At 35.1% G+C, this 21,345-nt stretch carries 19 protein-coding genes; 13 read left to right on the top strand and 6 right to left on the bottom strand.

Annotated elements, in window-relative coordinates:
- Window positions 1–42: 42 nt before the first annotated feature.
- The gene (locus tag M0M44_RS04870; RefSeq protein WP_248728759.1) at window positions 43–444 is read left to right on the top strand and encodes a hypothetical protein; all 402 of its coding nucleotides are present in this window, start codon (window positions 43–45) and stop codon (window positions 442–444) included.
- Between the two features lie 389 nt (window positions 445–833).
- Here M0M44_RS04870 and M0M44_RS04865 read toward each other — a convergent pair whose 3' ends face one another.
- The 3 genes from M0M44_RS04865 to M0M44_RS04855 all read right to left on the bottom strand — a co-directional run bounded on the left by M0M44_RS04865 (window position 834) and on the right by M0M44_RS04855 (window position 3,928).
- Window positions 834–1,487 (bottom strand): metal-dependent transcriptional regulator, encoded by a 654-nt coding sequence (locus tag M0M44_RS04865; protein ID WP_248728758.1) that lies wholly within the window; start codon window positions 1,485–1,487, stop codon window positions 834–836.
- Between the two features lie 105 nt (window positions 1,488–1,592).
- Window positions 1,593–3,461 (bottom strand): Nramp family divalent metal transporter, encoded by a 1,869-nt coding sequence (locus M0M44_RS04860; protein WP_248728757.1) that lies wholly within the window; start codon window positions 3,459–3,461, stop codon window positions 1,593–1,595.
- Between the two features lie 74 nt (window positions 3,462–3,535).
- The gene (locus M0M44_RS04855; protein ID WP_248728756.1) at window positions 3,536–3,928 is read right to left on the bottom strand and encodes a Fur family transcriptional regulator; all 393 of its coding nucleotides are present in this window, start codon (window positions 3,926–3,928) and stop codon (window positions 3,536–3,538) included.
- A gap of 93 nt (window positions 3,929–4,021) precedes the next feature.
- Between M0M44_RS04855 and M0M44_RS04850 the strand changes: the two genes are divergently transcribed.
- From M0M44_RS04850 to M0M44_RS04815, 8 genes are all read left to right on the top strand, one after another.
- Window positions 4,022–4,375: a MerC domain-containing protein gene (locus M0M44_RS04850; RefSeq protein WP_248728755.1), complete on the top strand. Its 354-nt coding sequence runs from the start codon at window positions 4,022–4,024 to the stop codon at window positions 4,373–4,375.
- 10 nt (window positions 4,376–4,385) lie between these two features.
- Window positions 4,386–5,291 carry an NAD(P)/FAD-dependent oxidoreductase gene (locus tag M0M44_RS04845; protein WP_248728754.1) on the top strand — a complete coding sequence of 302 codons (906 nt, stop codon included), beginning with the start codon at window positions 4,386–4,388 and terminating at the stop codon, window positions 5,289–5,291.
- 185 nt (window positions 5,292–5,476) lie between these two features.
- Window positions 5,477–7,729: a TonB-dependent receptor gene (locus M0M44_RS04840; protein WP_248728753.1), complete on the top strand. Its 2,253-nt coding sequence runs from the start codon at window positions 5,477–5,479 to the stop codon at window positions 7,727–7,729.
- A gap of 53 nt (window positions 7,730–7,782) precedes the next feature.
- Window positions 7,783–8,247, top strand: a complete 465-nt coding sequence (locus M0M44_RS04835; RefSeq protein ID WP_248728752.1) for a thioredoxin family protein — start codon at window positions 7,783–7,785, stop codon at window positions 8,245–8,247.
- Window positions 8,248–8,354: 107 nt separating this feature from the next.
- The gene (locus M0M44_RS04830; RefSeq protein WP_248729987.1) at window positions 8,355–9,530 is read left to right on the top strand and encodes a lycopene cyclase family protein; all 1,176 of its coding nucleotides are present in this window, start codon (window positions 8,355–8,357) and stop codon (window positions 9,528–9,530) included.
- A gap of 131 nt (window positions 9,531–9,661) precedes the next feature.
- Window positions 9,662–10,207 carry a tetratricopeptide repeat protein gene (locus tag M0M44_RS04825; protein ID WP_248728751.1) on the top strand — a complete coding sequence of 182 codons (546 nt, stop codon included), beginning with the start codon at window positions 9,662–9,664 and terminating at the stop codon, window positions 10,205–10,207.
- A gap of 221 nt (window positions 10,208–10,428) precedes the next feature.
- A complete protein-coding gene (locus tag M0M44_RS04820; protein ID WP_248728750.1) occupies window positions 10,429–10,875 on the top strand; it encodes an ArsR/SmtB family transcription factor in 447 nt (148 codons plus the stop codon).
- 128 nt (window positions 10,876–11,003) lie between these two features.
- Window positions 11,004–11,414 carry a BrxA/BrxB family bacilliredoxin gene (locus M0M44_RS04815; RefSeq protein ID WP_111284876.1) on the top strand — a complete coding sequence of 137 codons (411 nt, stop codon included), beginning with the start codon at window positions 11,004–11,006 and terminating at the stop codon, window positions 11,412–11,414.
- Window positions 11,415–11,587: 173 nt separating this feature from the next.
- Here the strand turns inward: M0M44_RS04815 and M0M44_RS04810 are convergent, their stop codons facing one another.
- From M0M44_RS04810 to M0M44_RS04800, 3 genes are read right to left on the bottom strand one after another with little or no spacing between them, the layout of a single operon-like run.
- On the bottom strand, window positions 11,588–12,952 hold the full coding sequence (locus M0M44_RS04810) for an efflux transporter outer membrane subunit (RefSeq protein ID WP_248728749.1): 1,365 nt from the start codon (window positions 12,950–12,952) through the stop codon (window positions 11,588–11,590).
- Window positions 12,945–16,118 (bottom strand): efflux RND transporter permease subunit, encoded by a 3,174-nt coding sequence (locus M0M44_RS04805; protein WP_248728748.1) that lies wholly within the window; start codon window positions 16,116–16,118, stop codon window positions 12,945–12,947. Before M0M44_RS04805 ends, M0M44_RS04810 begins: the two co-directional genes overlap by 8 nt.
- A gap of 18 nt (window positions 16,119–16,136) precedes the next feature.
- Window positions 16,137–17,282 (bottom strand): efflux RND transporter periplasmic adaptor subunit, encoded by a 1,146-nt coding sequence (locus M0M44_RS04800; RefSeq protein WP_248728747.1) that lies wholly within the window; start codon window positions 17,280–17,282, stop codon window positions 16,137–16,139.
- Window positions 17,283–17,540: 258 nt separating this feature from the next.
- On the opposite strand from M0M44_RS04800, the gene M0M44_RS04795 reads away from it, so the two are divergent.
- From M0M44_RS04795 to M0M44_RS04780, 4 genes are all read left to right on the top strand, one after another.
- Window positions 17,541–18,503, top strand: coding sequence for a polyphosphate kinase 2 family protein (locus M0M44_RS04795; RefSeq protein ID WP_248728746.1), 963 nt, complete (start codon window positions 17,541–17,543; stop codon window positions 18,501–18,503).
- A 121-nt stretch (window positions 18,504–18,624) separates the two neighbouring features.
- Window positions 18,625–19,983, top strand: a complete 1,359-nt coding sequence (gene trhO, locus M0M44_RS04790) for an oxygen-dependent tRNA uridine(34) hydroxylase TrhO (protein WP_248728745.1) — start codon at window positions 18,625–18,627, stop codon at window positions 19,981–19,983.
- 25 nt (window positions 19,984–20,008) lie between these two features.
- A complete protein-coding gene (gene tnpA / locus M0M44_RS04785; protein ID WP_248728744.1) occupies window positions 20,009–20,443 on the top strand; it encodes an IS200/IS605 family transposase in 435 nt (144 codons plus the stop codon).
- 255 nt (window positions 20,444–20,698) lie between these two features.
- Window positions 20,699–21,031, top strand: coding sequence for a hypothetical protein (locus M0M44_RS04780; RefSeq protein WP_248728743.1), 333 nt, complete (start codon window positions 20,699–20,701; stop codon window positions 21,029–21,031).
- Window positions 21,032–21,345: the final 314 nt, after the last annotated feature.

Here is a 21,345-nt window from a genome sequence, read left to right as displayed (position 1 = left end):
CTTAATCCGAAGCTTCTGGATAGCAACTAATAAATAAAAATCATGTCCTACGAACCTATATTCGCTCTTTTTTGCGAACGCGTTAAAGAAAGCATCCAAAAAGGAACTTTCGCAAAATTGACTTTGGCCAAAACCATGGGAGATACTGAACTTAAAAATGTTTATTTCCGATTGGTTCTCAATGAAGATAATACATTCTCAATTTCACTGACTTTTAGATATAAAACAGAAGAAATAGAAAGCATTCATACTTTAGATGAAGCCTTGCTGGTTTTAGGCTCACATATCAAAAATCCTTTTTTAACGGCACTTTTATTTACAACTGATGATGATGTGACTTTCAAAGTGAATAAAAAGAATGCAGGAAGTATTATTGAGCAACCTCCAACATTTAAAAATGCTTCGCCAGTCATGCTGGAAATGATTGAGAAAGGGATTGTTTAGGTTTTAGCTATAAGTTTCTGAACGAGAAAAGTGTCAATTATAAAAGGTAATGCTATTGTTCCTGTAAAAATAAATAGTGTTGGAATTATGTCAATTTTGTGTTTTGGTGTTTTTGAAAATTCAGGTTCTCTCAGGAAAATAGGATAATAAATGTTTCGAATAATTTTATAAAGAAACAAGAATATCAAAGATGTTTGCGACCCCAAATAGGCTAGTTTTTGTTTGTCATAAAGGAAGAATGCTCCTCCTATAAATAAAACTAATGCAAAAGAAAAGAACTTTAGAAAAATATCAGACTTATGTAATTGATCTTGTTTGGAGATAATAAAACCCAGTGGAATTTGAAAAATTATATAAAGCAGTAAATCGAAATCCATTAGTCAAATATATTACACAAGCTTCACAAACAAATTCGAAGCAATCTTATTCGAAATAGACAATTCTCTTTCATTCACTTTAATTTTAACCGATAAGTCAAAAGATTCTTTAGATATAAATTCAATTTTAGAACCTAAAGCAATTCCTTGTTTATCCAGATACTTTAAGAATTCTGAAGAAGTATCTTTTACGCCGACACAAACTCCGGTTTGATTCTCTTCAAGCTCTGATAAAAGGTGTTTCTCGATTTTAATAATTCGCCCATTTGCATCTGGAATTGGATCGCCATGTGGATCTTCGGTCGGATTTCCAAGAAAATCATCTAAACGGTTAATTAACTGCTCCGATTTAATGTGTTCTAACTGCTCTGCAATATCGTGGACTTCATCCCAACTGAAATTTAGTTTCTCCACCAAAAACACTTCCCAAAGGCGATGTTTTCTCACAATCATTTTCGCGGCCAGTTTTCCGTTTTCGGTTAAAGAAACCCCTTGGTATTTTTTATAATTTACTAAATCTTTCTCTGCCAGTTTTTTAAGCATATCGGTTACAGAGGAAGCTTTCGTTTCCATAATTTCCGCAATAGCATTTGTGCTCACTTCAGTTTCTAAAGCCGCTGTCAGATGGTATATCGATTTTAAGTAGTTTTCTTCTGAAAAGGTCATTTTTCTTTAGGTTCTAAGGTTCTGAGATGCTGAGATTCTAAGTTTTCTTTCAAGGGTTTTTTACTAAATAACTTAGTATCTTAGAACCTTAGCATCTTAGCCACTTTATTTAACAATCAACAAAGGTATCGAAATTTTATGTCTCAATTTATCTACTGTTGTGCCGAAAAGAATATCTTTTAATCCAGTGTGGCCGTGGGTTCCCATAACGAGGATATCAAAGTTGCCTTCGTTTATAATCTTAGGGATTACGGTGTTTGGTTTCCCAAATCCGAGTTCGGTTTTAATCTTGAATCCTTTTTCGGAAAGCATTTCTTTATATTTTAATAATAATTTTTCGTCGATAGTAGTTTCATGATCGTGAATATTAACGCCATACATTAAAGCTCCAACCGTTTCTACAATGTGAATGAGGGTATATTCGGTGTCAATGCCACCCAATTCAAAGGCTTTGTTCAAAGCGGCTTCATCGGCATGTGAGAAATCTACAGAAACTGCAATGTTTTTGATGCTTTGGCTTTCTCTTGGCGAAAACTTCAATTTTAAATTGTGTGGAGAGTGATTTATGGTTTTTGATTTGAATTTGGCAATAAATGGTTTGAATACGATGTACAGCAATAAAACGGAGAATGCGATAGCAAGCGGAACAACCGTGAACCAAAGAACCATTGGATGATTTGAACTTTCTAACCAGGAAGTAATTTCGTCATAAACCAATTTCGCGTTTAGAGAAACAATTATAGTGGCAATAATCCAAGAAACAACTTGAGTCGTTCTAGAAATGTGAAAACCATTCATTTTCGATTTATCACTTACAAAATGGATAAGCGGAATAATCGCAAAACCCAATTGCAAACTCAAAATGACCTGACTAAGAATTAACAGTTTTCCGGTCACGCTTTCTCCATAAATCAAAATCACGATTACAGCTGGTATAATAGCAATTAAGCGTGTTATAATTCTACGTACCCAAGGCTGAATTCTAAAATGCAAATAACCTTCCATTACGATTTGTCCAGCGAGTGTTCCCGTTACAGTCGAACTTTGCCCAGCGGCGATTAAAGCGACAGCAAATAAAACAGGCGCCCATTTAGTGCCCAAGAGCGGTTCTAGAAATTGATGGGCATCTTGAATTTCGGCAACTTCATACATTCCGTTTTTATGGAAAGTCGCCGCAGCAAGAATTAAAATGGCTGCATTTACGAAGAAAGCAAGATTTAAAGCAATTGTAGAATCGATTAAATTGTATTTTAAAGCTTGCTTGATTCCCGCTGGTGTTCTATCGAATTTTCGGGTTTGTACTAAAGACGAATGCAAGTATAAGTTGTGCGGCATAACAGTTGCGCCAATAATTCCGATTGCAATATATAAGGCAGCCGAATTTGGAATCGACGGAATAAGACCCTGCAAAACTTTGCCCATTTCTGGTTCTGCAAAAATCATTTCAAAAATAAAAGAAAAGCCGATAATGGCCACCAAAGCAATAATGAAGGCTTCCATCTTACGAATTCCTTTATTGATCAGGAAAAGCAGTAAAAAGGTGTCTAAAACGGTAATTAAAACGGCTTCTAGCAACGGAATCCCGAAAAGTAGATTAATTCCGATTGCCATTCCGAGTACTTCTGCCAGATCGCAGGCCGCAATTGCAATTTCGGCAAGAAAGTATAAAATGTAGTTGATGTATTTGGAATAGGTTTCTCGAGAGGCTTGTGCAAGGTCGCGCTGTGTTACAATTCCAAGACGTGCACTTAAGCTCTGCAAAAGCAACGCCATTAAATTACTCATCAGTAAAACCCAGACTAAAGTATATCCGAATTGGCTTCCGCCCGCAATGTCAGTCGCCCAGTTTCCCGGATCCATGTAGCCAACGCTTACTAAATATGCAGGGCCTAAGAAGGCTAAAATTTTTCTAAAACCTTTTTTTTTGTTTTGTGTAGCAACCGATTCGTGGACTTCTTCTAGAGATTTGGTCATTGTAAAAGTATTGTTTTCACAAATATAGAGAAAAATTATATTCGCGAAACAATATTTTTAGACGAGTCTAAAAGTTAAATGTTAGAATTTAAACAATTCGGGCATAATCCTGATAAGGTAAAATTGATTTCGTTTACTTTATAATTGTGCGGCATGATATAACTCGGTTTTACAGTTTCAAGACAAGTAATCTCATGGCAATTCTCACAACTAAAGTGAGCATGGTTATGAATGTGTACACGTTGATGAGAATGATTGCATTTTGCATACTTTACCGTTCCATCCAAATTTGAAATTTTATGAATTAAATCTTCATTAATCAAACGATCCAAAATTCTGTAAATGGTAACGCGATCACACAAATCATTTAATTGTTTGTGAATTTCGGTATGCGAAAGAGCCGTTTTAGATTTCTCAAAAACATCTAAAACAGCTGTTTTTGCTGCTGTATTACGTGTAGTCTTCATTTTTTACGAAATTAAAATTTAAACGCAACAATGTTGCAGTTGATAAAATTGTATATATTTGCAACAAAATTGCATTAAGCAAAAGTATACATAATGAAGAAAATAAGCACATCCTTTTACGATATTTTAGGAATTTCGAGCGCGACCATTTGTCTGGTCCATTGTTTGATTTTTCCTCTTTTAACGATTCTCCCTTTAGGCTTGAGTCACAACCCAATTATAGATTTACTATTTGCTTCGATAGGTTTATTTGCAATTCTCAAAATTATAAAAAAATCAGCTCTTTTGGTATCGTCCATTTTGGTTGTTTCAATGGCGTTGATTTGGATTAGTATTTTGACAGAACTCTTTTTCGAAATTCATCTTGATCTGATTTATTTTGGAGGAATTGGAATGATCATCGGGCATTTAATCAATTACAAATTACACAGAAAAGAGAATCATTAAAAACAGAAATATGGAACAGAAGCATTTTGAAGTGATTATAATTGGCGGCAGTTATAGCGGATTATCTGCCGCAATGAGTTTAGGACGTTCATTACGTCAGGTTTTGGTTATCGATAGCGGTTTGCCTTGCAACAGACAGACACCGCATTCACATAATTTTATTACACAAGACGGCGAGAAACCGGCAGTTATTTCGGCGAAAGCCAAATTACAAGTTAATATTTATAAAACGGTTCAATTCTATAACGGGCTTGCTGTAAAAGCAACTAAAACGGAACAAGGTTTCGAAATTGAAACAGAATCAGGAGTTATTTTTACTTCGAAAAAAATATTGTTTGCAACGGGAGTTAAGGATCTGCTTCCTGAAATCGAAGGTTTTGCAGCTTGTTGGGGAATTTCGGTTTTGCATTGTCCGTATTGCCATGGTTATGAAGTAAAAAATGAAAAAACGGCCATTATTGCCAATGGTGAAATTGGATTTGAATTTGCAAAATTAATCTCCAATTGGACAAAAGACCTGAGATTATGTACTAACGGAAAATCGGAATTGAGTTTAGAACAAACGCAAATTCTTAAAAATCATGATGTTCAGATTTTCGAACAAGAAATAGATTCTTTTGAGCATCATGAAGGTTATATTAAAAACATCATTTTTAAGAACGGGGAAAAAGTGGAAGTAAAAGCTATTTATGCCAGACCGCCTTTTGAACAGCATTGTAAAATTCCTGAAACTTTAGGATGTGATAGTAGCGAACAAGGTTTGCTAAAAGTAGATAGCATGCAGAAAACAAATATTGCTGGAGTTTTTGCTAGCGGAGATTGTACAACGCAAATGCGATCTGTGGCCATTGCGGTTTCTACAGGTTCTTTCGCTGGAGCGGTAATTAATAAAGAACTTATTGACGAGGATTTTTAGTCAATAGAAAAGAGTAGTTAAACCATATAAGTTCATTTTAGCACAAACTTAAATTATCTTATATAACTTATATGGTTTTAAAAAAAATATAACATCTTGATTTCAATCAGTCTGAAAATTTTGTTTTAAGAATAATCATTTGTCAAATTTAATTTTTAGTTTTGTCTAAATTTAATTTTATAATAATGAAATATTTATTTTTGACAATATTAATAATTTCAACGCAAAGCATTTTCTCTCAGAATATTTCTGGAAAAGTAGAAAGTGTACTTCCTATTGATCAGGAAATTACGATTCGATTATTAAATACAAACTTTAAAACACAAATCGATTCTCTGGGATTTTATAAATTAGAAAATATCCCAAGCGGCACGTATAAAATAAATGTAACCTCAACAGGATTCAAACCCATAACTCAAAGAATTTCAGTTTTAGAAAGTGAAAATCTGAATTTGGATTTTGAATTGGAGGAAGACCAAAATGAATTGAATGAAGTTGTGGTTTCAGGAACTTTAAAACCTGTAAAACGATTAGAAAGTGCTGTTCCTGTTGAGGTGTATTCTCCAACTTTCTTCAAGAAAAACCCAACTCCAAGTATTTACGATGCGCTTCAGAACATAAATGGAGTTCGTCCCCAGCTCAATTGCGGGGTATGCAATACGGGAGATATTCATATAAACGGATTGGAAGGACCGTACACTTTGGTTATGATTGACGGAATGCCAATCGTAAGCAGTCTGTCAACAGTTTATGGTCTGTCTGGAATTCCGAATTCATTGGTGGAACGAATCGAGATTGTAAAAGGTCCCGCGTCATCTCTTTACGGAAGTGAAGCCGTTGGAGGATTAATTAATATTATCACTAAAAATCCAACTAATGCACCGACTTTTTCTGCCGATTATTTTACGACTTCTTACTTTGAAAGCAATCTTGATTTAGCAACGAAATTTAATGTTGGAAAAAAAGCGATTTCACTTATCGGAATTAATTACTTCAACTACGATCAGGTTATAGATAAAGACAAAGATAATTTTACCGATGTTACGCTTTCTGAACGCATTTCGGTTTTTAATAAATGGAGTTTTAAACGAAATCATAATCGATTATTTACCATTGCAGCACGCGGAATGTACGAAGATCGATGGGGCGGAGACATTCGTTGGGAGAAAAAATATCGTGGTGGCGATGAAATTTATGGAGAAAGTATTTATACAAAAAGAGCCGAATTAATTGGAAGTTATCAATTGCCGTTTGAAGAAAAGTTGATGCTTTCTTTTTCTGGAAATGTTCATTATCAAGACAGTCGGTATGGAACAACATCTTATATTGCCAATCAGAAAATTGGTTTTTTACAATTGACTTGGGATAAAAAAATCGGGAGAAATGATTTATTAGCTGGAATTGCAAGCCGATACACCTATTATGACGATAACACGCCGGCCACCAAAGAAGCGGAAAATACTTGGCTCCCAGGAATTTTTGTTCAGGACGAAATTACCTTTTCTCCTAAAAGTCAGGTTTTGTTGGGAATGCGTTACGATTATAACTCCATTCACGGATCTATTTTTACACCAAGATTTGCCTATAGATTCAAGGCAAACGAAAACACCATTTTTAGATTAAATGCTGGAACGGGTTTTAGAGTTGTGAATTTGTTTACCGAAGATCATGCGGCATTGACGGGTTCAAGAGATGTTATTATCAAAAATGATTTGAAACCAGAACAATCGGTAAATGTGAATTTGAATTACATTCAGAAAATTAATTTCGGAAATGGAACGTTTATGGGAATCGAAACCACAGCTTTTTACACAAGATTCAGTAATAAGATCATTTCAGATTACGAAACCAATCCAAATGAAATTATTTATGACAACATTGAAGGTTATGCGATAAGTCAAGGAATTAGCACCAATGTAGATCTTAACTTTCCATCGGGATTAAAATTTATTGTTGGAGCAACGGTTTTAGACAATAAAAATGTCGAAAATGGCATTTCAGAAAGACCTTTTTTGACTGAGAATTTCACCGGAACTTGGAGTGTTTCATACAAAATTCAGCCTTGGAATTTATCAATGGACTATACAGGAAATGTTTACAGTCCGATGAAATTGCCGTTGTTGAGCGAAACCGATCCAAGAAGTCCCAATTCGCCTTGGTATAGCATTCAGAACATTCAGTTTACTTATTCAGGATGGAAAGATTTTGAAGTTTATGGAGGAATTAAAAACCTGCTGAACTTTACGCCAAAACAAAATAATCCGTTTTTGATTTCAAGAACGAATGATCCATTTGATAAAAATGTACAATATGATTCAGCTGGAAAAGTAGTAGTAACGCCAGATAATCCATACGGTTTGACATTTGATACGACTTATGTTTATGGACAGAACCAAACAATCAGAGGATTTTTAGGATTACGATATACTTTTAGATAAATTTATAAGTCAAAGATTAAAAAAATCCTTTAAGTGGCAAACAAAACAAAAAAATGAAACAGCTAGTTTTACTTATTATCTTCTTCGGAATAACTTCAACGGGATTTTGCCAATTAAAAAACAGAACTTTCGAAGAAGTAGACAGTTTGCAACAGATTCAGAAACGAAAAATCATTGTTTTTATCCATACCGATTGGTGCCAATTTTGTCAGCGAATGAAAGCGACAACTTTCAAAAATCAGGAGATTATAGAAAAATTAAACTCCGATTTCTATTTTATTGATTTTAATGCAGAGGAAAAACGAGATATTACTTTCCTTAAACAAACCTTTAAATATCAGCCAACAGGAAATAATGTTGGAGTTCACGAATTAGCATTGCAGCTCGGGACAATTAACAATCAAATCGCCTATCCGACTTTATGCGTTTTGAATGAGAAAAACGAAATCATCTTTCAATATAACATTTACATGGCTACCAAAGATTTTAAAATTCTTTTGGATAAATTGAAAGAATAGCATTTTTATCAGGGTTAAAAATTAATAAGGCAAAGCAGAATAAGAAATTGCAGTCTTTTTTGATTTTTTTAGAAAAAGGAAAAGGATAAAATTTCTTATTTTTGAAAATGAACTCTTCGCAAATCAAACATTTCGATTACATTTTTACAGGAACAGGCCTCGCATCTTTGATGACGATTTACAAAATGGTTTTGTCTGGAAAATTCTCCGATAAATCCATTTTATTATTAGATCAAGATGTAAAGAAAACCAATGACAGAACTTGGTGTTTCTGGGAGAAAGAAGAAAGTGTTTGGAATTCGGTTATTTCAAAAAAATGGGATTTGGCTTTGTTTGCCAATGAAGATTTTAATCGAAGTTTAGCGATTAAGCCTTATTCATACAACAAAGTAAGTGGTATAGACTTCTATAATTTTGTTTTTGAAGCCATTTCAAAACAACAAAACATTACTTTCTTAAACGAAAAAGTGACCGACATCAATGAATTGGAAACGCACGTTTTTGTCGGAACAGAAGAGAATCGATATACCTGTAATTGCCTTTTCAATAGCATTTATACTAAGGCGTTCGCCGAAAGGCAAAACAAATATCCCGTTTTACAACAGCATTTTGTGGGTTGGTTTGTAAAAACGAAAGAGGAAGTTTTCAATCCAGAAGAAGTCACTTTCATGGATTTTTCTATTGAACAAAAAGGAAATACACGCTTTATGTATGTTTTGCCGACTTCAAAAACAGAGGCTTTGGTTGAATATACTTTGTTTTCGGAAAAACTCCTTCCGAAAGAAGAGTACGAAAAAGCAATTCAACTTTATCTGAAAAAACTAGGGACAGAAAACTACGAAATTCTCGAAAAAGAGGAGGGAAGCATCCCAATGACTTGCTATCCTTTTTGGAAGAAAAACACCAAGCGGGTTTTGAATATTGGCACGGCTGGCGGCTGGACAAAAGCCAGTACAGGTTATACTTTTAAAAACGCAGATAAAAAATCTTCAGATTTGGTAGAGTTCATTCAAGAGAAAGATTTCGAAATGAAAAGCTTTCATGCCAAGTCTAAGTTTTGGTTTTACGATTTATTGCTTTTGGATATTCTCTATCGTCATAACGAACTGGGAAGGCCTATTTTTTCTTCCTTATTTCGAAAAGGAAATCCGAAATTGATTTTCAAATTTTTAGATGAAGAGACTAGTTTTTTTGAAGATGTTAAAGTTATTTTAAAGTGTCCAAAAATCCCATTTATTAAAGCGTTATTTAGAGTGATTTTTCTTTCAAATAAATCTAACTAAAAAACGTACCCATTGAAAAACATTATTCTAGGATTCAATTTATTTTTTACTCTTTTATCGTTTGGGCAAGTGTCTAAAAACAAAGGACAAGATGAGATTGATATTTTAAATGCAAAAAGTATGAAGTTGGAATGCCTTATTTAGATAAAGCAGTGTTATATGATAAAGAACGCTGGCTTTCTTATCGCGCTTTTATGAAATGCATTTTTTCACATAATTATAAAGCGGCCATTGTTGATTTTGATGAAGCTATAAAATTATACGGAAACAGCTATGTTATGGACCATTCTTTTAATTTTTATAAAGCGCTATGCTATCTTCAATTAAATGAATACGAAAAAGCAGAAAATCTTTTGGATGATTATGTGAATGATATTTATAAAAACAGACAGCAGTTGGAGCATCCTACGGCTTATTTTTATCAGGGAATTGCAAAGTATGAACTTAAAAAATGGGATGAAGCAATTGCTATTTTTGATAAAGCATTAAAAATATATCCTGAATTCTCAGATGCTAAATATTATAAAGCGATTTGCTGGCTCAAGCAAGGTAAATCTCGAGATGATGCTATAGCTCTAGTTGAAGTAGCAAGAAAAGATGCCGCAAAAGGATTTTCAATTAATGAGGATAATACTATTTATGAGACGTATCCATATCAAAAGAAATTTGGCAATTAGTATTTTATAATCGTAAAAAATAGTTGATAGCCCGAAGAATGCGGTTTTTATTATGAATAACTAAAAGCTTACGTGAATAAAATGTCTTATTGTTTTATTCTAACGGCTTTCAGGGGTAGTTATAGAGTTTACATTGTATTTAGATTTGTTGATTGATTAAAGACAGAATATGTCTCTTGTCATAGACAATTAACGATAAAAGAATTTGTAAATTAATAAGAATGGCCAAGCCCCTAAAATTTGATGAAGAAACAGAAGCAATAGCTGACATTTGTAAAGCACTGGGTCATCCGACTAGAGTTCAGATTATGACTCTTCTTTGGAAAAGAGATCAAAGAACTTGTGGTGAAATAGTTGAATTAATTCCATTGGCACAATCTACAATATCTAAGCATTTATTAGAGCTAAAAAAAGCAAATCTGGTTCATATACAATATGAAGGCAAGAAGACCATTTACTCTGCTGGGGTAGATAATATTAATGCCCTAAAAAAATATTGCAGCAGTTATCTATCGACAATTGAAATTTCTGAAGAAAATAAAGAAACAGTTCTAACTACTAAGCATAAAGTAAGAGGCAAGAATAGCCATTTGAAGCAATATAATTATCAGTTTTCGCATAAAAAATCAAAAGAAGAAACCAAAGAGATTGCTGGAAAATTGGAGTAAGGAGGGAGAACACATACTATATAAAATTTAATATTAAACTATAACAAAACTTTATACTTCAAATTAACTAGTTGCGAGTAAACTTTGTAACTTTGCAGTTCAAAAAGTACAATTTAAAACAAAAGAATATGTATCCACTAGATATGGTAAAACCAATGGAGGCTGAATTAACAGCTGCTGGTTTTCAAGATTTACATAGTGCTGAAGCTGTTGAGAATGCTATCAAGGCTGAAGGTACCACTTTAGTTGTTGTAAACTCTGTTTGCGGGTGTGCTGCAAGAAATGCACGTCCGGGAGCAAAAATGAGTTTGGATAATGCTAAAAAACCAGATCATTTAATTACTGTTTTTGCAGGTGTTGATAAAGAAGCTGTTGATGCTGCAAGACAACATATGTTTCCATTTCCTCCATCTTCGCCATCTATGGCTTTGTTTAAAAACGGAGAATTGGTTCACATGTTAGAGCGTCACCACATCGAAGGACGACCAGCTGAATTAATCGCTGAGAATTTGCAAGATGCGTTTAACGAATTCTGTTAATTTTTAAGGGACTAAGGTTCTTAGTTGCTGAGGTTCTAAGGTTTAGGCTCAAAGTAACAAAGGCAGAGGTACAAAGAATAAAAACAAAAAGCACCATATTGGTGCTTTTCGTTTTTATTGAATCAGGTATAAATCTTTGAACCTTTGCCTCTCTGAGCCTTTGTACCTTAAGACTAATTCCATCCCCCGCCAAGGGCTTTGTATAATTCAATCATTGAACTTAATTGTCTTTCAGATAATTGCGCTAGACTTAATTGTGCGTTAAAAAGATTCGTTTCTACATCTAAAACTTCTAAATAAGAAACGTAACCGCTGTCATATCTTTCATGAGATAGTTTAAAGTTTATTAAAGCGGCTTGAACTTGTCTGTTGCGGGCTTTCCATTCTTCTTGATAAGTTCTAACGTTTTGTATCGATTGTTCTACTTCAGAAACGGCTTCGATATAGGTTTTTTGATAAAGAAATTTAAATTGTTCAGCCTGTTGTCTGTTTATTTCAACTCTTCTTTTGTTTTTTCCAAATGCAAATATTGGCCCTGCAATTCCGCCCGAAGCATTTTGCATATAAGAACTTCCGAGAAACAGATTGCTCAAATCGGCGCTGGCAAATCCAGCAATCGCCGCTAGATTAATAGACGGAAAACGCATTGCTTGAGCTACGCCAATTCTTTCGTTTGCTGCTGCATATCTTAATTCTGCGGCTTTAACATCGGGTCTGTTTTCTAATAACGCAGACGGAATTGACAATGGAATTTTACTGACTATCTGAAGCTCGGTGTTACTTTTCCCTCTAGGAATTTCAGAAGGAAGCTGACCGGTAAGCAGCGCAATTGCATTTTCTTGATAGGTTATTTGTCTTTCAATGTTAGGAATAGCGGCTTCGGCAATGGCAACCTGCTGTTCGATCTGTACTTTGTCCACTTCAGAGATATATCCTTTTTCGAATCTCTCGGTTATAATCTGATAGTATTTTTCTCTTGTTTCGAGGGTATGTTTGGTTATTTCCAGCTGATCATCAAAATTTCGCATCTGGAAATAGGCTATGGCAATATTGGCAACGATTTCAGACAATATTACTTTACGAGCTTCTTCTGTAGCAAGAAGTTCATTTTTGACCGCATTATTTTCATGACGATATTTCCCCCAGAAATCAAGTTCCCAAGACATACTCGCACCAGCAGTTGATGGAGTAATATATTTCTCATTGCTGTTTATTGTAGCTCCATATTGAAAAGAAGGAAATAGATCTGCTTTTGTATAGCCTAATTGGGCACGAAACTGCTCGATTCTTGAAACCGCAATTTTTAAATCATAATTATTCTCGAGGCCTTTCTGTATAAGACCTTTTAAAACATCATCATTAAACAAATCAAACCATTTTAGGTTGGTTACCGAAGCGAGACTGTCTAAATTTCTTTCGTTTTTATAAGAATCTGATTTTAACTGCTCAGGTTTTTTATATTTTGGCCCAACCATACACCCCGCTGGAAATAGGCAAAGAACCAATATAATAACGATTATTTTATATTTCTTACTCATGGTCTGTAGTATTTGATTCTACATTATTTTCTGCTGTTTCGATTGTTTCCTCTTTCTTTTTTCCGATTCTTTCAATCATAACAAATAGACCAGGCACAATTAATACACCCAAAACTGTTGCGATTAACATACCGCTGAATACCGCCATTCCCATTACAATACGAGCTTGCGAACCTGCACCTGTAGCGGTCAGTAACGGAACTACTCCAAGAATAAACGCAAAAGCAGTCATCAGGATTGGTCGAAAGCGAAGTCTCGCGGCATACATTGCCGATTCGTAAAGCGGTTTCCCTTTCTCATATTCTTCTTTGGCAAATTCAACGATAAGAATGGCATTTTTCGCAACTAATCCGATAAGTAAAACGAGTCCAATTTGAGCAAAAACGTTATTGACATAAGCATCGCTTCCAAATCTTGCCAAAAGCAGTCCTAAAAATGCTCCAAATACGGCGAAAGGCGCTCCAAGGAGTACACTAAAGGGTAGCTTCCAGCTTTCGTATTGTGCGGCTAGGATTAAGAAAACAAAAACCAATGCCATAATAAATACGGAAGATCCTCCAGGGGAATGTTTTTCCTGATAAGACAAGTTGATGTAATCGTAACTCATATCTGCTGGCAAGGTCTGTTTGGCCACTTCTTCTAATGCAGTTAAAGCTTGCGCACTACTGTAACCATCATTTGGGCTACCTCCAATTTCAGCAGATCGAAATAAATTTAAACGATTCGTAAAATCAGGTCCAGATACTTTAGTTGCTGTAACCAATGTTGAGACTGGAAGCATGTCGCCTTTATTGTTCTTCACATAAATCATGTTTAGATCTTCTGGTTTCACACGATTGACAGCTTCTCCTTGCACATAAACTTTATATTGCCGTCCAAAACGGTTAAAGTCATTTACATAACTTCCTCCCAAAAAGGCTCCAAGTGCTTCGGTGACTTTAGAAACAGGTATTCCTAATTTCATTGCTTTGTCATTGTCGATATCCAATTTGATCTGTGGAGTACCAGCATTAAAAGTGGTGTAAATTCGTTTTATTTCAGGACGTTGCTGTGCCGCGGCAATAAAATTTTGCGTCTGTTCTGCTAAATACTGAGGCGTATTTCCTCCTCGGTCTTGCAACATTAAACTAAATCCTGCAGAGGCACCAAGACCCTGAATTGCCGGCGGACCAAATGAAAAACATGTTGCAGTTGTAATTTGAGTAGCCAGTTTTTTATTGAAGCGGTCTACAAACTGTTTAGCCGTTTCAGCTCTTTCTTCCCAAGGTTTTAGGGAAATAAAAATGAAAGCATTATTTGGTTGATAAGAATTTGTAAGCATACTAAATCCGTTTATCGTAGTATAAGATAAAATAGATTTTTCTTCTTTAAGGAAACTGTCAACTTTTTTCGATATTTCATCGGTGCGCTGTAAAGATGATGCAGGTGGCAAAGCAATATTTACTAAAACATAGCCTTGATCTTCTTCTGGAATAAAGCCTAACGGAATCTTTTTGCCTAAAAGGACAATTGAAACGAGTATAACAGCTAGCAAAATAACAATACGAATTGCTTTTTTGGCGAAGAAAGTAGCTCCGCCAATATATTTTCCTGTAACATTTTCGAAAACCCTATTGAACCAAGAAAAGAATTTTGCAAGCCATCCTTTTTGCTGATCAATAGGTTTTGTTGGTTTTAAAAGCATGGCACAAAGTGCGGGACTTAATGACAAAGCACTAAATGCCGAAAAGGCGACCGAGACGGCAATGGTTATAGCAAACTGTTGATAAAAACGTCCCGTAATTCCGGGTGTCATAGCAACTGGGATAAATACGGCGCATAAAATTAAAGCAATTGCAATTACAGGTCCAGAAACTTCTTTCATGGCCTGAATAGTCGCTTCACGCGGATTTTTCCCATGTTCGATATGATGTATTACGGCTTCTACAACCACAATAGCATCATCGACCACAATACCAATTGCTAATACTAATCCTAAAAGCGAAAGCGTATTGATAGAAAAACCTAACATTGGAAAAACGGCAATAGTACCAATTAAAGAAACAGGAACGGTAATTAACGGAATTAAAGTAGCGCGCCAGTTTTGAAGGAATATGAATACTACCAAAATAACTAGTATAATGGCTTCAAAAAGTGTATGCACAATATCATCAACTCCTGCAGTAATAGCCAATGTTGTGTCTAAAGATTCTTGATATACAATGTCTTGAGGAAATCTTTCAGACAATTGCTTCATGGTTGTTTTTGCCATTTCTGCCACATCAAGAGCATTACTTCCTGGCATTTGATATAAAGCAATAACAGCACTTGGAGAACTATTTCTTCTGGCTGTTGAACTGTAATTTTCAGTTCCTAATTCGATTCGGGCAATATCGGCTAATAAAACCTGAGCTCCGTCTTCTTTACTTCGAACTACAATATTTCCAAATTCTTTTTCGGTTACCAATCGGTCTTGGAGCGTAACACCATATGTAAATTCGGTATTTGGAGGTGCGGGTTCAGCTCCAAATTTTCCTCCTGGGCTAATCATGTTTTGTGCATTCAGGGCATTTTTAACATCTTCAACCGTTACGCCGAGTTTGTTCATTATATCTGCCTTTAGCCAAATACGCATCGAGTAATCGCTTCCTCCAAAAAGAGCAACCTCTCCAACTCCTTTTATACGGGCAAGTTGGTCAACAACATTGATGCTGGCGTAGTTATTTAAAAACTTTGCATCGTATTTTGGATTATTGGATGTAATGGTAAATAGCATCATCGGGAATGAAAGGGACTTTTTTACCACTACACCCTGCTGTTTTACGCTTGAAGGCATAAATGGAGCAGACTGGTTTTGCCTGTTTTGCGTTAGCATATTGGCATTGTCCAAATTTGTACCTACGTCAAAAGTTACCTCAATGGTACAAGCACCATCAGAAGTATTAACTGATTTCATGTACAACATATTTTCGACACCGTTCACTTTTTGCTCGATAGGAGTAGCAACTGCCTGTTCTACATTGAGCGCATTTGCTCCTGTAAATGAAGTAGTGATTTTTACAACTGGCGGATTGATATCCGGATATTGCGAAATAGGTGTTTTTTGCAGTGCCAGTAATCCAAGTATCACAATAATAATACTAATTACAATGGCAACAATTGGTCTTCGGACGAAAAATTCTCCCATAATAGTATGTGATTTAGATTACTTTGCAGCTACAGTTTCTGGATCGCCCAATTGCCATTGAACAATTTTAGGAGTAATAACACTTCCGTTTTTCAATAAAGAAGTACCTCCCATGGCTATCTTATCACCTGGTTTTAATCCTTCTTCAATAATATAACCATTTTTAACAGAAGGGCCTGGTTTTACAATCTGCATCTGGACTTTATTATCATTGCCCACTACATAAACTTGATAGATTCCTTGAACTTCGATAACAGCTCGTTGCGGAATTACAATGGCTTCTTTACGAATGTCGGTAAGCAAAGCGACTTTTACATATTGACCTGGACGAAGTAATTTATCAGGATTAGGAAATGCTGCTTCAAATGTGATTGCTCCCGTAGAAGGATCAATTTGTCTGTCGGCAAAACTTACTTTTCCTTTTTCTGGATAGACAGAACCGTCAGATAATTTTATAGTGACAATGGCACCAGAGCCTTTTAAAGCAGAATTTGGTTTGCTAAACTCTCTAAAAAGGCGCAGAAATTCCTGCTCGCTAATAGTAAATCGCACTCTTACATCGCCAAGATCAGAAATGGTGTTTAAAATAGACATGGCACCAGGTCTGACATAATCACCGACGCGAACTTTAGAAATACCGATTAATCCTGAAATTGGAGCTAAAATTTGGCAATATCCCAATTCGATTTTAGCATTTTGCACAGAAGCATCGGAAGCTTTTATTTGAGCTAATGAAGCAGAATATGCTGATTTTGCCGAAACTAATTCTCGCTGGCTCACCGCATTCATTTTGGCCAGAGGAGTAATCATATCCAAATCTGATTTGGTTTTAGCTAATCGTGCCTGCGATTCTGCTGCGATTCCTTGAGCTTCGTTAAGTTTCGCTCTATAAGGCAACGGATCAATTGTATAAAGAACTTGCCCTTTCTTGACAAAACTTCCTTCTTTGAAATTCATACTTTCGATGACACCATCAACTCGTGGATTAATTTGTATGTCAGATTGACCAAAAGTCTGCCCCGTATATTCAGATTCTAAGTTTACATCTTGCTGTAAAACTGAAGTGACCGAAATTTCTAATGGTTTGGGAGCTGGTGGGGTTTCTTTTTTGCAGGAAAAAAATAAGAAACTAAATAAGATTGCGGAAGAGTAGATTTTGTTCATTGTTAAATTCTTTAGATAAGATTCATTTAAATACAATTGACTAAAAACCAATAAAGTGCATGAGCTAAGTTAGCGTTTTTTTGGATAGGTGGTTAGATATTGTACGGATTTTGTTAATTTTAGTTAAAATTTTATCTATCTGTTTATCAGTTACTAACTGAATTTCGGATGAAACACTATTAACTACCGATAAACTACATTTTTGTAAGAATACATTATCCATCAAATAAGTAATAATAATTCAAAACTTTTGGAATCATGTCAAAAAATAGTAAGAAAAAACACAAGGAAATGAAGGGAGGTGATAATGATTTAAAAAAATTAACTAAAAAAGAATTATTACATCGGGCAAAAAAATTTTCTGAGCAATATTGTGTAGGCGATAATAAAAATTTCACATTAAAAGATAAGCCGACTTCTTATTTGGGAGAAGTAAATAATATCTCTGTTCGTAAAACATTAAAAATGGGAATCAAAGCACTTGCCGCCATGCAGGATATTTTGTACGCACAAGATAAATGGTCGGTTCTGATTATTTTTCAAGCCATGGATGCAGCAGGAAAAGACGGTGCAATTAAGCACGTGATGTCTGGAATAAACCCGCAAGGCTGCCAGGTTTCGTCTTTTAAAGGGCCAAGCTCAGAAGAATTAGATCATGATTATTTATGGCGCTGCCAGAAACATCTTCCTGAAAGAGGCCGAATAGGAATTTTTAACCGTTCTTATTATGAAGAGGTACTAGTAGTCCGTGTTCACGAACAGATATTAAAAGGCCAAAAAATTCCTGAAAAACTAATAAACGAGAATATTTGGGAGAATCGTTTTGAAGATATTCGAAACTTTGAAAAGTACTTAAATAGAAACGGAACAGTTGTCATTAAATTTTTTCTAAATGTTTCTAAAGAAGAGCAAAAAAGAAGATTTATTGAAAGGGTCGACAATCCGGATAAAAACTGGAAGTTTAGTGCAGCCGATGCCAAAGAACGAGGCTATTGGAATGATTATATGCATGCGTATGAGGAATTAATCAAAAATACATCTACCAAAAAATCGCCTTGGTATGTAATTCCAGCCGACGATAAATCGTATGCACGAATTGCGATTGCTTCTGCAATAATTCATGCTTTGGATGAAATGGATCTGGAATATCCTAAAGTAAGTGCAGAAAAAATTGCAGAACTTAATGAGGTTAAAAGAGCATTGCTAGAAGAGAAAGAATAGATTTTTTAAAGCAAAATCCCAATAAATCAAACCTTAGTGCCTCAGAACCTTTGTAACTTAGAACCTTTTTCCCTAATTTTGCAGCTCAAAAAAATATTCTTAACTTAAAACTGTTTATAGCATGCAACTGTATAACACTTTGAGCGCAGAAGAAAGAGCTATCATGATCGATGATGCAGGTAAACAACGACTAACGTTGTCTTTCTATGCGTATGCCAAAATTCAAGATCCACAAAAATTTCGTAATGACTTATTCGTAGCCTGGAATGCCCTAGATGCATTAGGCCGAATTTATGTTGCCAATGAAGGGATAAATGCTCAAATGAGTATTCCTGCCGAAAATTTGGAGGCTTTTAGAACAACTCTTGAAGTGTATGATTTCATGAAAGGCATTCGTTTAAATGAAGCTGTAGAACATGATGACCATTCGTTTTTGAAATTAACAATCAAAGTTCGTCACAAAATTGTTGCAGACGGTTTAAACGATGACACTTTCGATGTAACAAATATTGGCGTTCACTTGAAAGCCAAAGAATTCAATGAAATTCTTGATGATCCGAATACGATTGTGGTTGATTTTAGAAATCATTACGAAAGTGAAGTAGGGCATTTTAAAAACGCAATCACTCCAGATGTTGAAACTTTTAGAGAGAGTTTGCCAATTATCAACGATCAGCTTAAAGATCATAAAGACGATAAGAATCTGGTAATGTACTGCACCGGCGGAATTCGTTGCGAAAAAGCAAGTGCTTATTTTAAACACCAAGGTTTTAAAAATGTATATCAATTAGAAGGCGGAATCATTAATTACGCTAAACAATTGAAAGAAGAAGGTTTAGAAAGCAAATTCATTGGTAAAAACTTCGTATTTGATAATCGTCTAGGTGAAAGAATTACAGATGATATCATTTCACAATGCCATCAATGCGGAAAACCTTGTGATAACCATACCAATTGTGAAAACGATGGTTGTCATTTGCTATTTATTCAATGTGATGAATGTAAAGCAGCAATGGAAAATTGTTGTTCTACAGAATGTCTCGAAATTATCCACATGCCTTTGGTTGACCAAGTTCGCTTAAGAACCGGAAAACAGGTAGGAAATAAAGTTTTCAGAAAAGGAAAATCTGAAAACTTAAAATTCAAACATTCTGGAGAGCTGCCAGAAACTGCTTTGGCTACAGCCCAAAAACCAGCCGACATTCGTCAGAAAGTAAAAGTAAAAAAAGTACTTCTTGGAAAAGCAGAGCATTACTATGTAAAAGCACAAGTTGGACAGTTTACAATAGAAAATCACGAATTAAACAGCGGTGATAAAATTCTTATTTCAGGTCCAACAACAGGCGATCAGGAATTAGTTTTAGATAAAGTCATCGTGAACGGAGCAGAGACTCAAACTGCTAAAATTGGTGATAAGGTTACTTTTGAAGTTCCATTCCGTATTCGTTTGTCAGATAAATTGTATAAAATTGTAAATTAGCATAAATTTTTATGCTAATTTATTTATGTCACAATCTTTTACCAAATTATGGATTCATGTAATTTGGTCAACCAAACAACGCCAGGAATTAATTGATTTTTCAATTGAGAAAACATTGTACGATTTCATTTGGCAAGAGTTAACAGAACTTGGCTGTCCCGTGAGAATCATAAATGGAATGCCCGATCATGTGCACGTTTTATTTTTACAAAATCCACAAAAAACCATCACAGATATTGTAAAGCAAATTAAAGGAAGTTCTTCTCATTTTATAAATAGAGGAGAATTTATCCTGGAAAAATTTGCTTGGCAAACTGGTTTTGGTGCTTTCTCTGTCAGTGAATCTCAGTTAGAGGCAGTTTACAATTATATAAAAAATCAAAAACAGCATCATCTCAAGAAAAATGGACAAGATGAATTTGATGATTTTGTAAGATTGCATGGATTGCGAGAGAAATGATTGTTATACGTTCCCCGTGGTCGAAACTACGGGTTATGTTGAAAGATACGGAAGGAAAAATATAGCCTGCGGTTTCAACCGCAGGAATGCAAAGAACATTCGCAACGATTGTAAATTTTGCAAGGTTTATCGGGATTAAAAATGTGTTCATCGATACGTTTCCCGTGGTTGAAACCACGGGCTATGTTGAAAAAAGATGCCTAAAAGAAAATATAGCCTGCGGTTTCAACCGCAGGAACACAGAGAGTATCCACAATGATTTTAAATTTTGCAAGGTTTATCGGGATTAAAAATGTGTTCATCGATACGTTTCCCGTGGTTGAAACCACGGGTTATGTTGAAAAAAGATGCCTAAAAGAAAATATAGCCTGCGGTTTCAGCCGCAGGAACACAGAGAGTATCCACAATGATTTTAAATTTTGCAAGGTTATTGGGATTAAAAATGTGTTCATCGATACGTTTCCCGTGGTTGAAACCACGGGTTATGTTGAAAGATACGGAAGGGAAAATATAGCCTGCGGTTTCAACCGCAGGAAGACAGAGAGTATCCACAACGATTGTAAATTTTGCAAGGTTTATCGGGATTAAAAATGTGTTCATCAATACGTTTCCCGTGGTTGAAACCACGGGTTATGTTGAAAGATACGGAAGGGAAAATATAGCCTGCGGTTTCAACCGCAGGAAGACAGAGAGTATCCATAATGATTGTAAATTTTGCAAGTTTGTTGGGATAAATATGTTCATCAATACGTTCCCCGTGGTTGAAACCACGGGTTATATTGAAAAGATGTTGAGAGGAAAAACCGTGGGCTACTTCGAATAATTTTTAAAATGTAGACTATGATATAAATCATAGAAATCTAATTTAAACCACATTATTTTTGTCAATTGTTAGATGATTA

Origin of the sequence: Flavobacterium humidisoli (genome assembly GCF_023272795.1) — a bacterium.
GTDB lineage: Bacteria > Bacteroidota > Bacteroidia > Flavobacteriales > Flavobacteriaceae > Flavobacterium > Flavobacterium humidisoli.
This window is presented reverse-complemented; position numbering and strand designations above follow the sequence as displayed.

Coding starts and splice junctions, on each gene's coding strand:
- M0M44_RS04810 (WP_248728749.1), bottom strand. CDS start 12,952: ATGAGTAAGAAATATAAAATAATCGTTATTATATTGGTTCTTTGCCTA.
- M0M44_RS04780 (WP_248728743.1), top strand. CDS start 20,699: ATGATTTTAAATTTTGCAAGGTTTATCGGGATTAAAAATGTGTTCATC.
- M0M44_RS04795 (WP_248728746.1), top strand. CDS start 17,541: ATGTCAAAAAATAGTAAGAAAAAACACAAGGAAATGAAGGGAGGTGAT.
- M0M44_RS04845 (WP_248728754.1), top strand. CDS start 4,386: ATGGAACAGAAGCATTTTGAAGTGATTATAATTGGCGGCAGTTATAGC.
- M0M44_RS04825 (WP_248728751.1), top strand. CDS start 9,662: ATGCCTTATTTAGATAAAGCAGTGTTATATGATAAAGAACGCTGGCTT.
- M0M44_RS04850 (WP_248728755.1), top strand. CDS start 4,022: ATGAAGAAAATAAGCACATCCTTTTACGATATTTTAGGAATTTCGAGC.
- tnpA (WP_248728744.1), top strand. CDS start 20,009: ATGTCACAATCTTTTACCAAATTATGGATTCATGTAATTTGGTCAACC.
- M0M44_RS04870 (WP_248728759.1), top strand. CDS start 43: ATGTCCTACGAACCTATATTCGCTCTTTTTTGCGAACGCGTTAAAGAA.
- trhO (WP_248728745.1), top strand. CDS start 18,625: ATGCAACTGTATAACACTTTGAGCGCAGAAGAAAGAGCTATCATGATC.
- M0M44_RS04865 (WP_248728758.1), bottom strand. CDS start 1,487: ATGACCTTTTCAGAAGAAAACTACTTAAAATCGATATACCATCTGACA.
- M0M44_RS04815 (WP_111284876.1), top strand. CDS start 11,004: ATGTATCCACTAGATATGGTAAAACCAATGGAGGCTGAATTAACAGCT.
- M0M44_RS04860 (WP_248728757.1), bottom strand. CDS start 3,461: ATGACCAAATCTCTAGAAGAAGTCCACGAATCGGTTGCTACACAAAAC.
- M0M44_RS04820 (WP_248728750.1), top strand. CDS start 10,429: ATGGCCAAGCCCCTAAAATTTGATGAAGAAACAGAAGCAATAGCTGAC.
- M0M44_RS04855 (WP_248728756.1), bottom strand. CDS start 3,928: ATGAAGACTACACGTAATACAGCAGCAAAAACAGCTGTTTTAGATGTT.
- M0M44_RS04830 (WP_248729987.1), top strand. CDS start 8,355: ATGAACTCTTCGCAAATCAAACATTTCGATTACATTTTTACAGGAACA.
- M0M44_RS04835 (WP_248728752.1), top strand. CDS start 7,783: ATGAAACAGCTAGTTTTACTTATTATCTTCTTCGGAATAACTTCAACG.
- M0M44_RS04800 (WP_248728747.1), bottom strand. CDS start 17,282: ATGAACAAAATCTACTCTTCCGCAATCTTATTTAGTTTCTTATTTTTT.
- M0M44_RS04840 (WP_248728753.1), top strand. CDS start 5,477: ATGAAATATTTATTTTTGACAATATTAATAATTTCAACGCAAAGCATT.
- M0M44_RS04805 (WP_248728748.1), bottom strand. CDS start 16,118: ATGGGAGAATTTTTCGTCCGAAGACCAATTGTTGCCATTGTAATTAGT.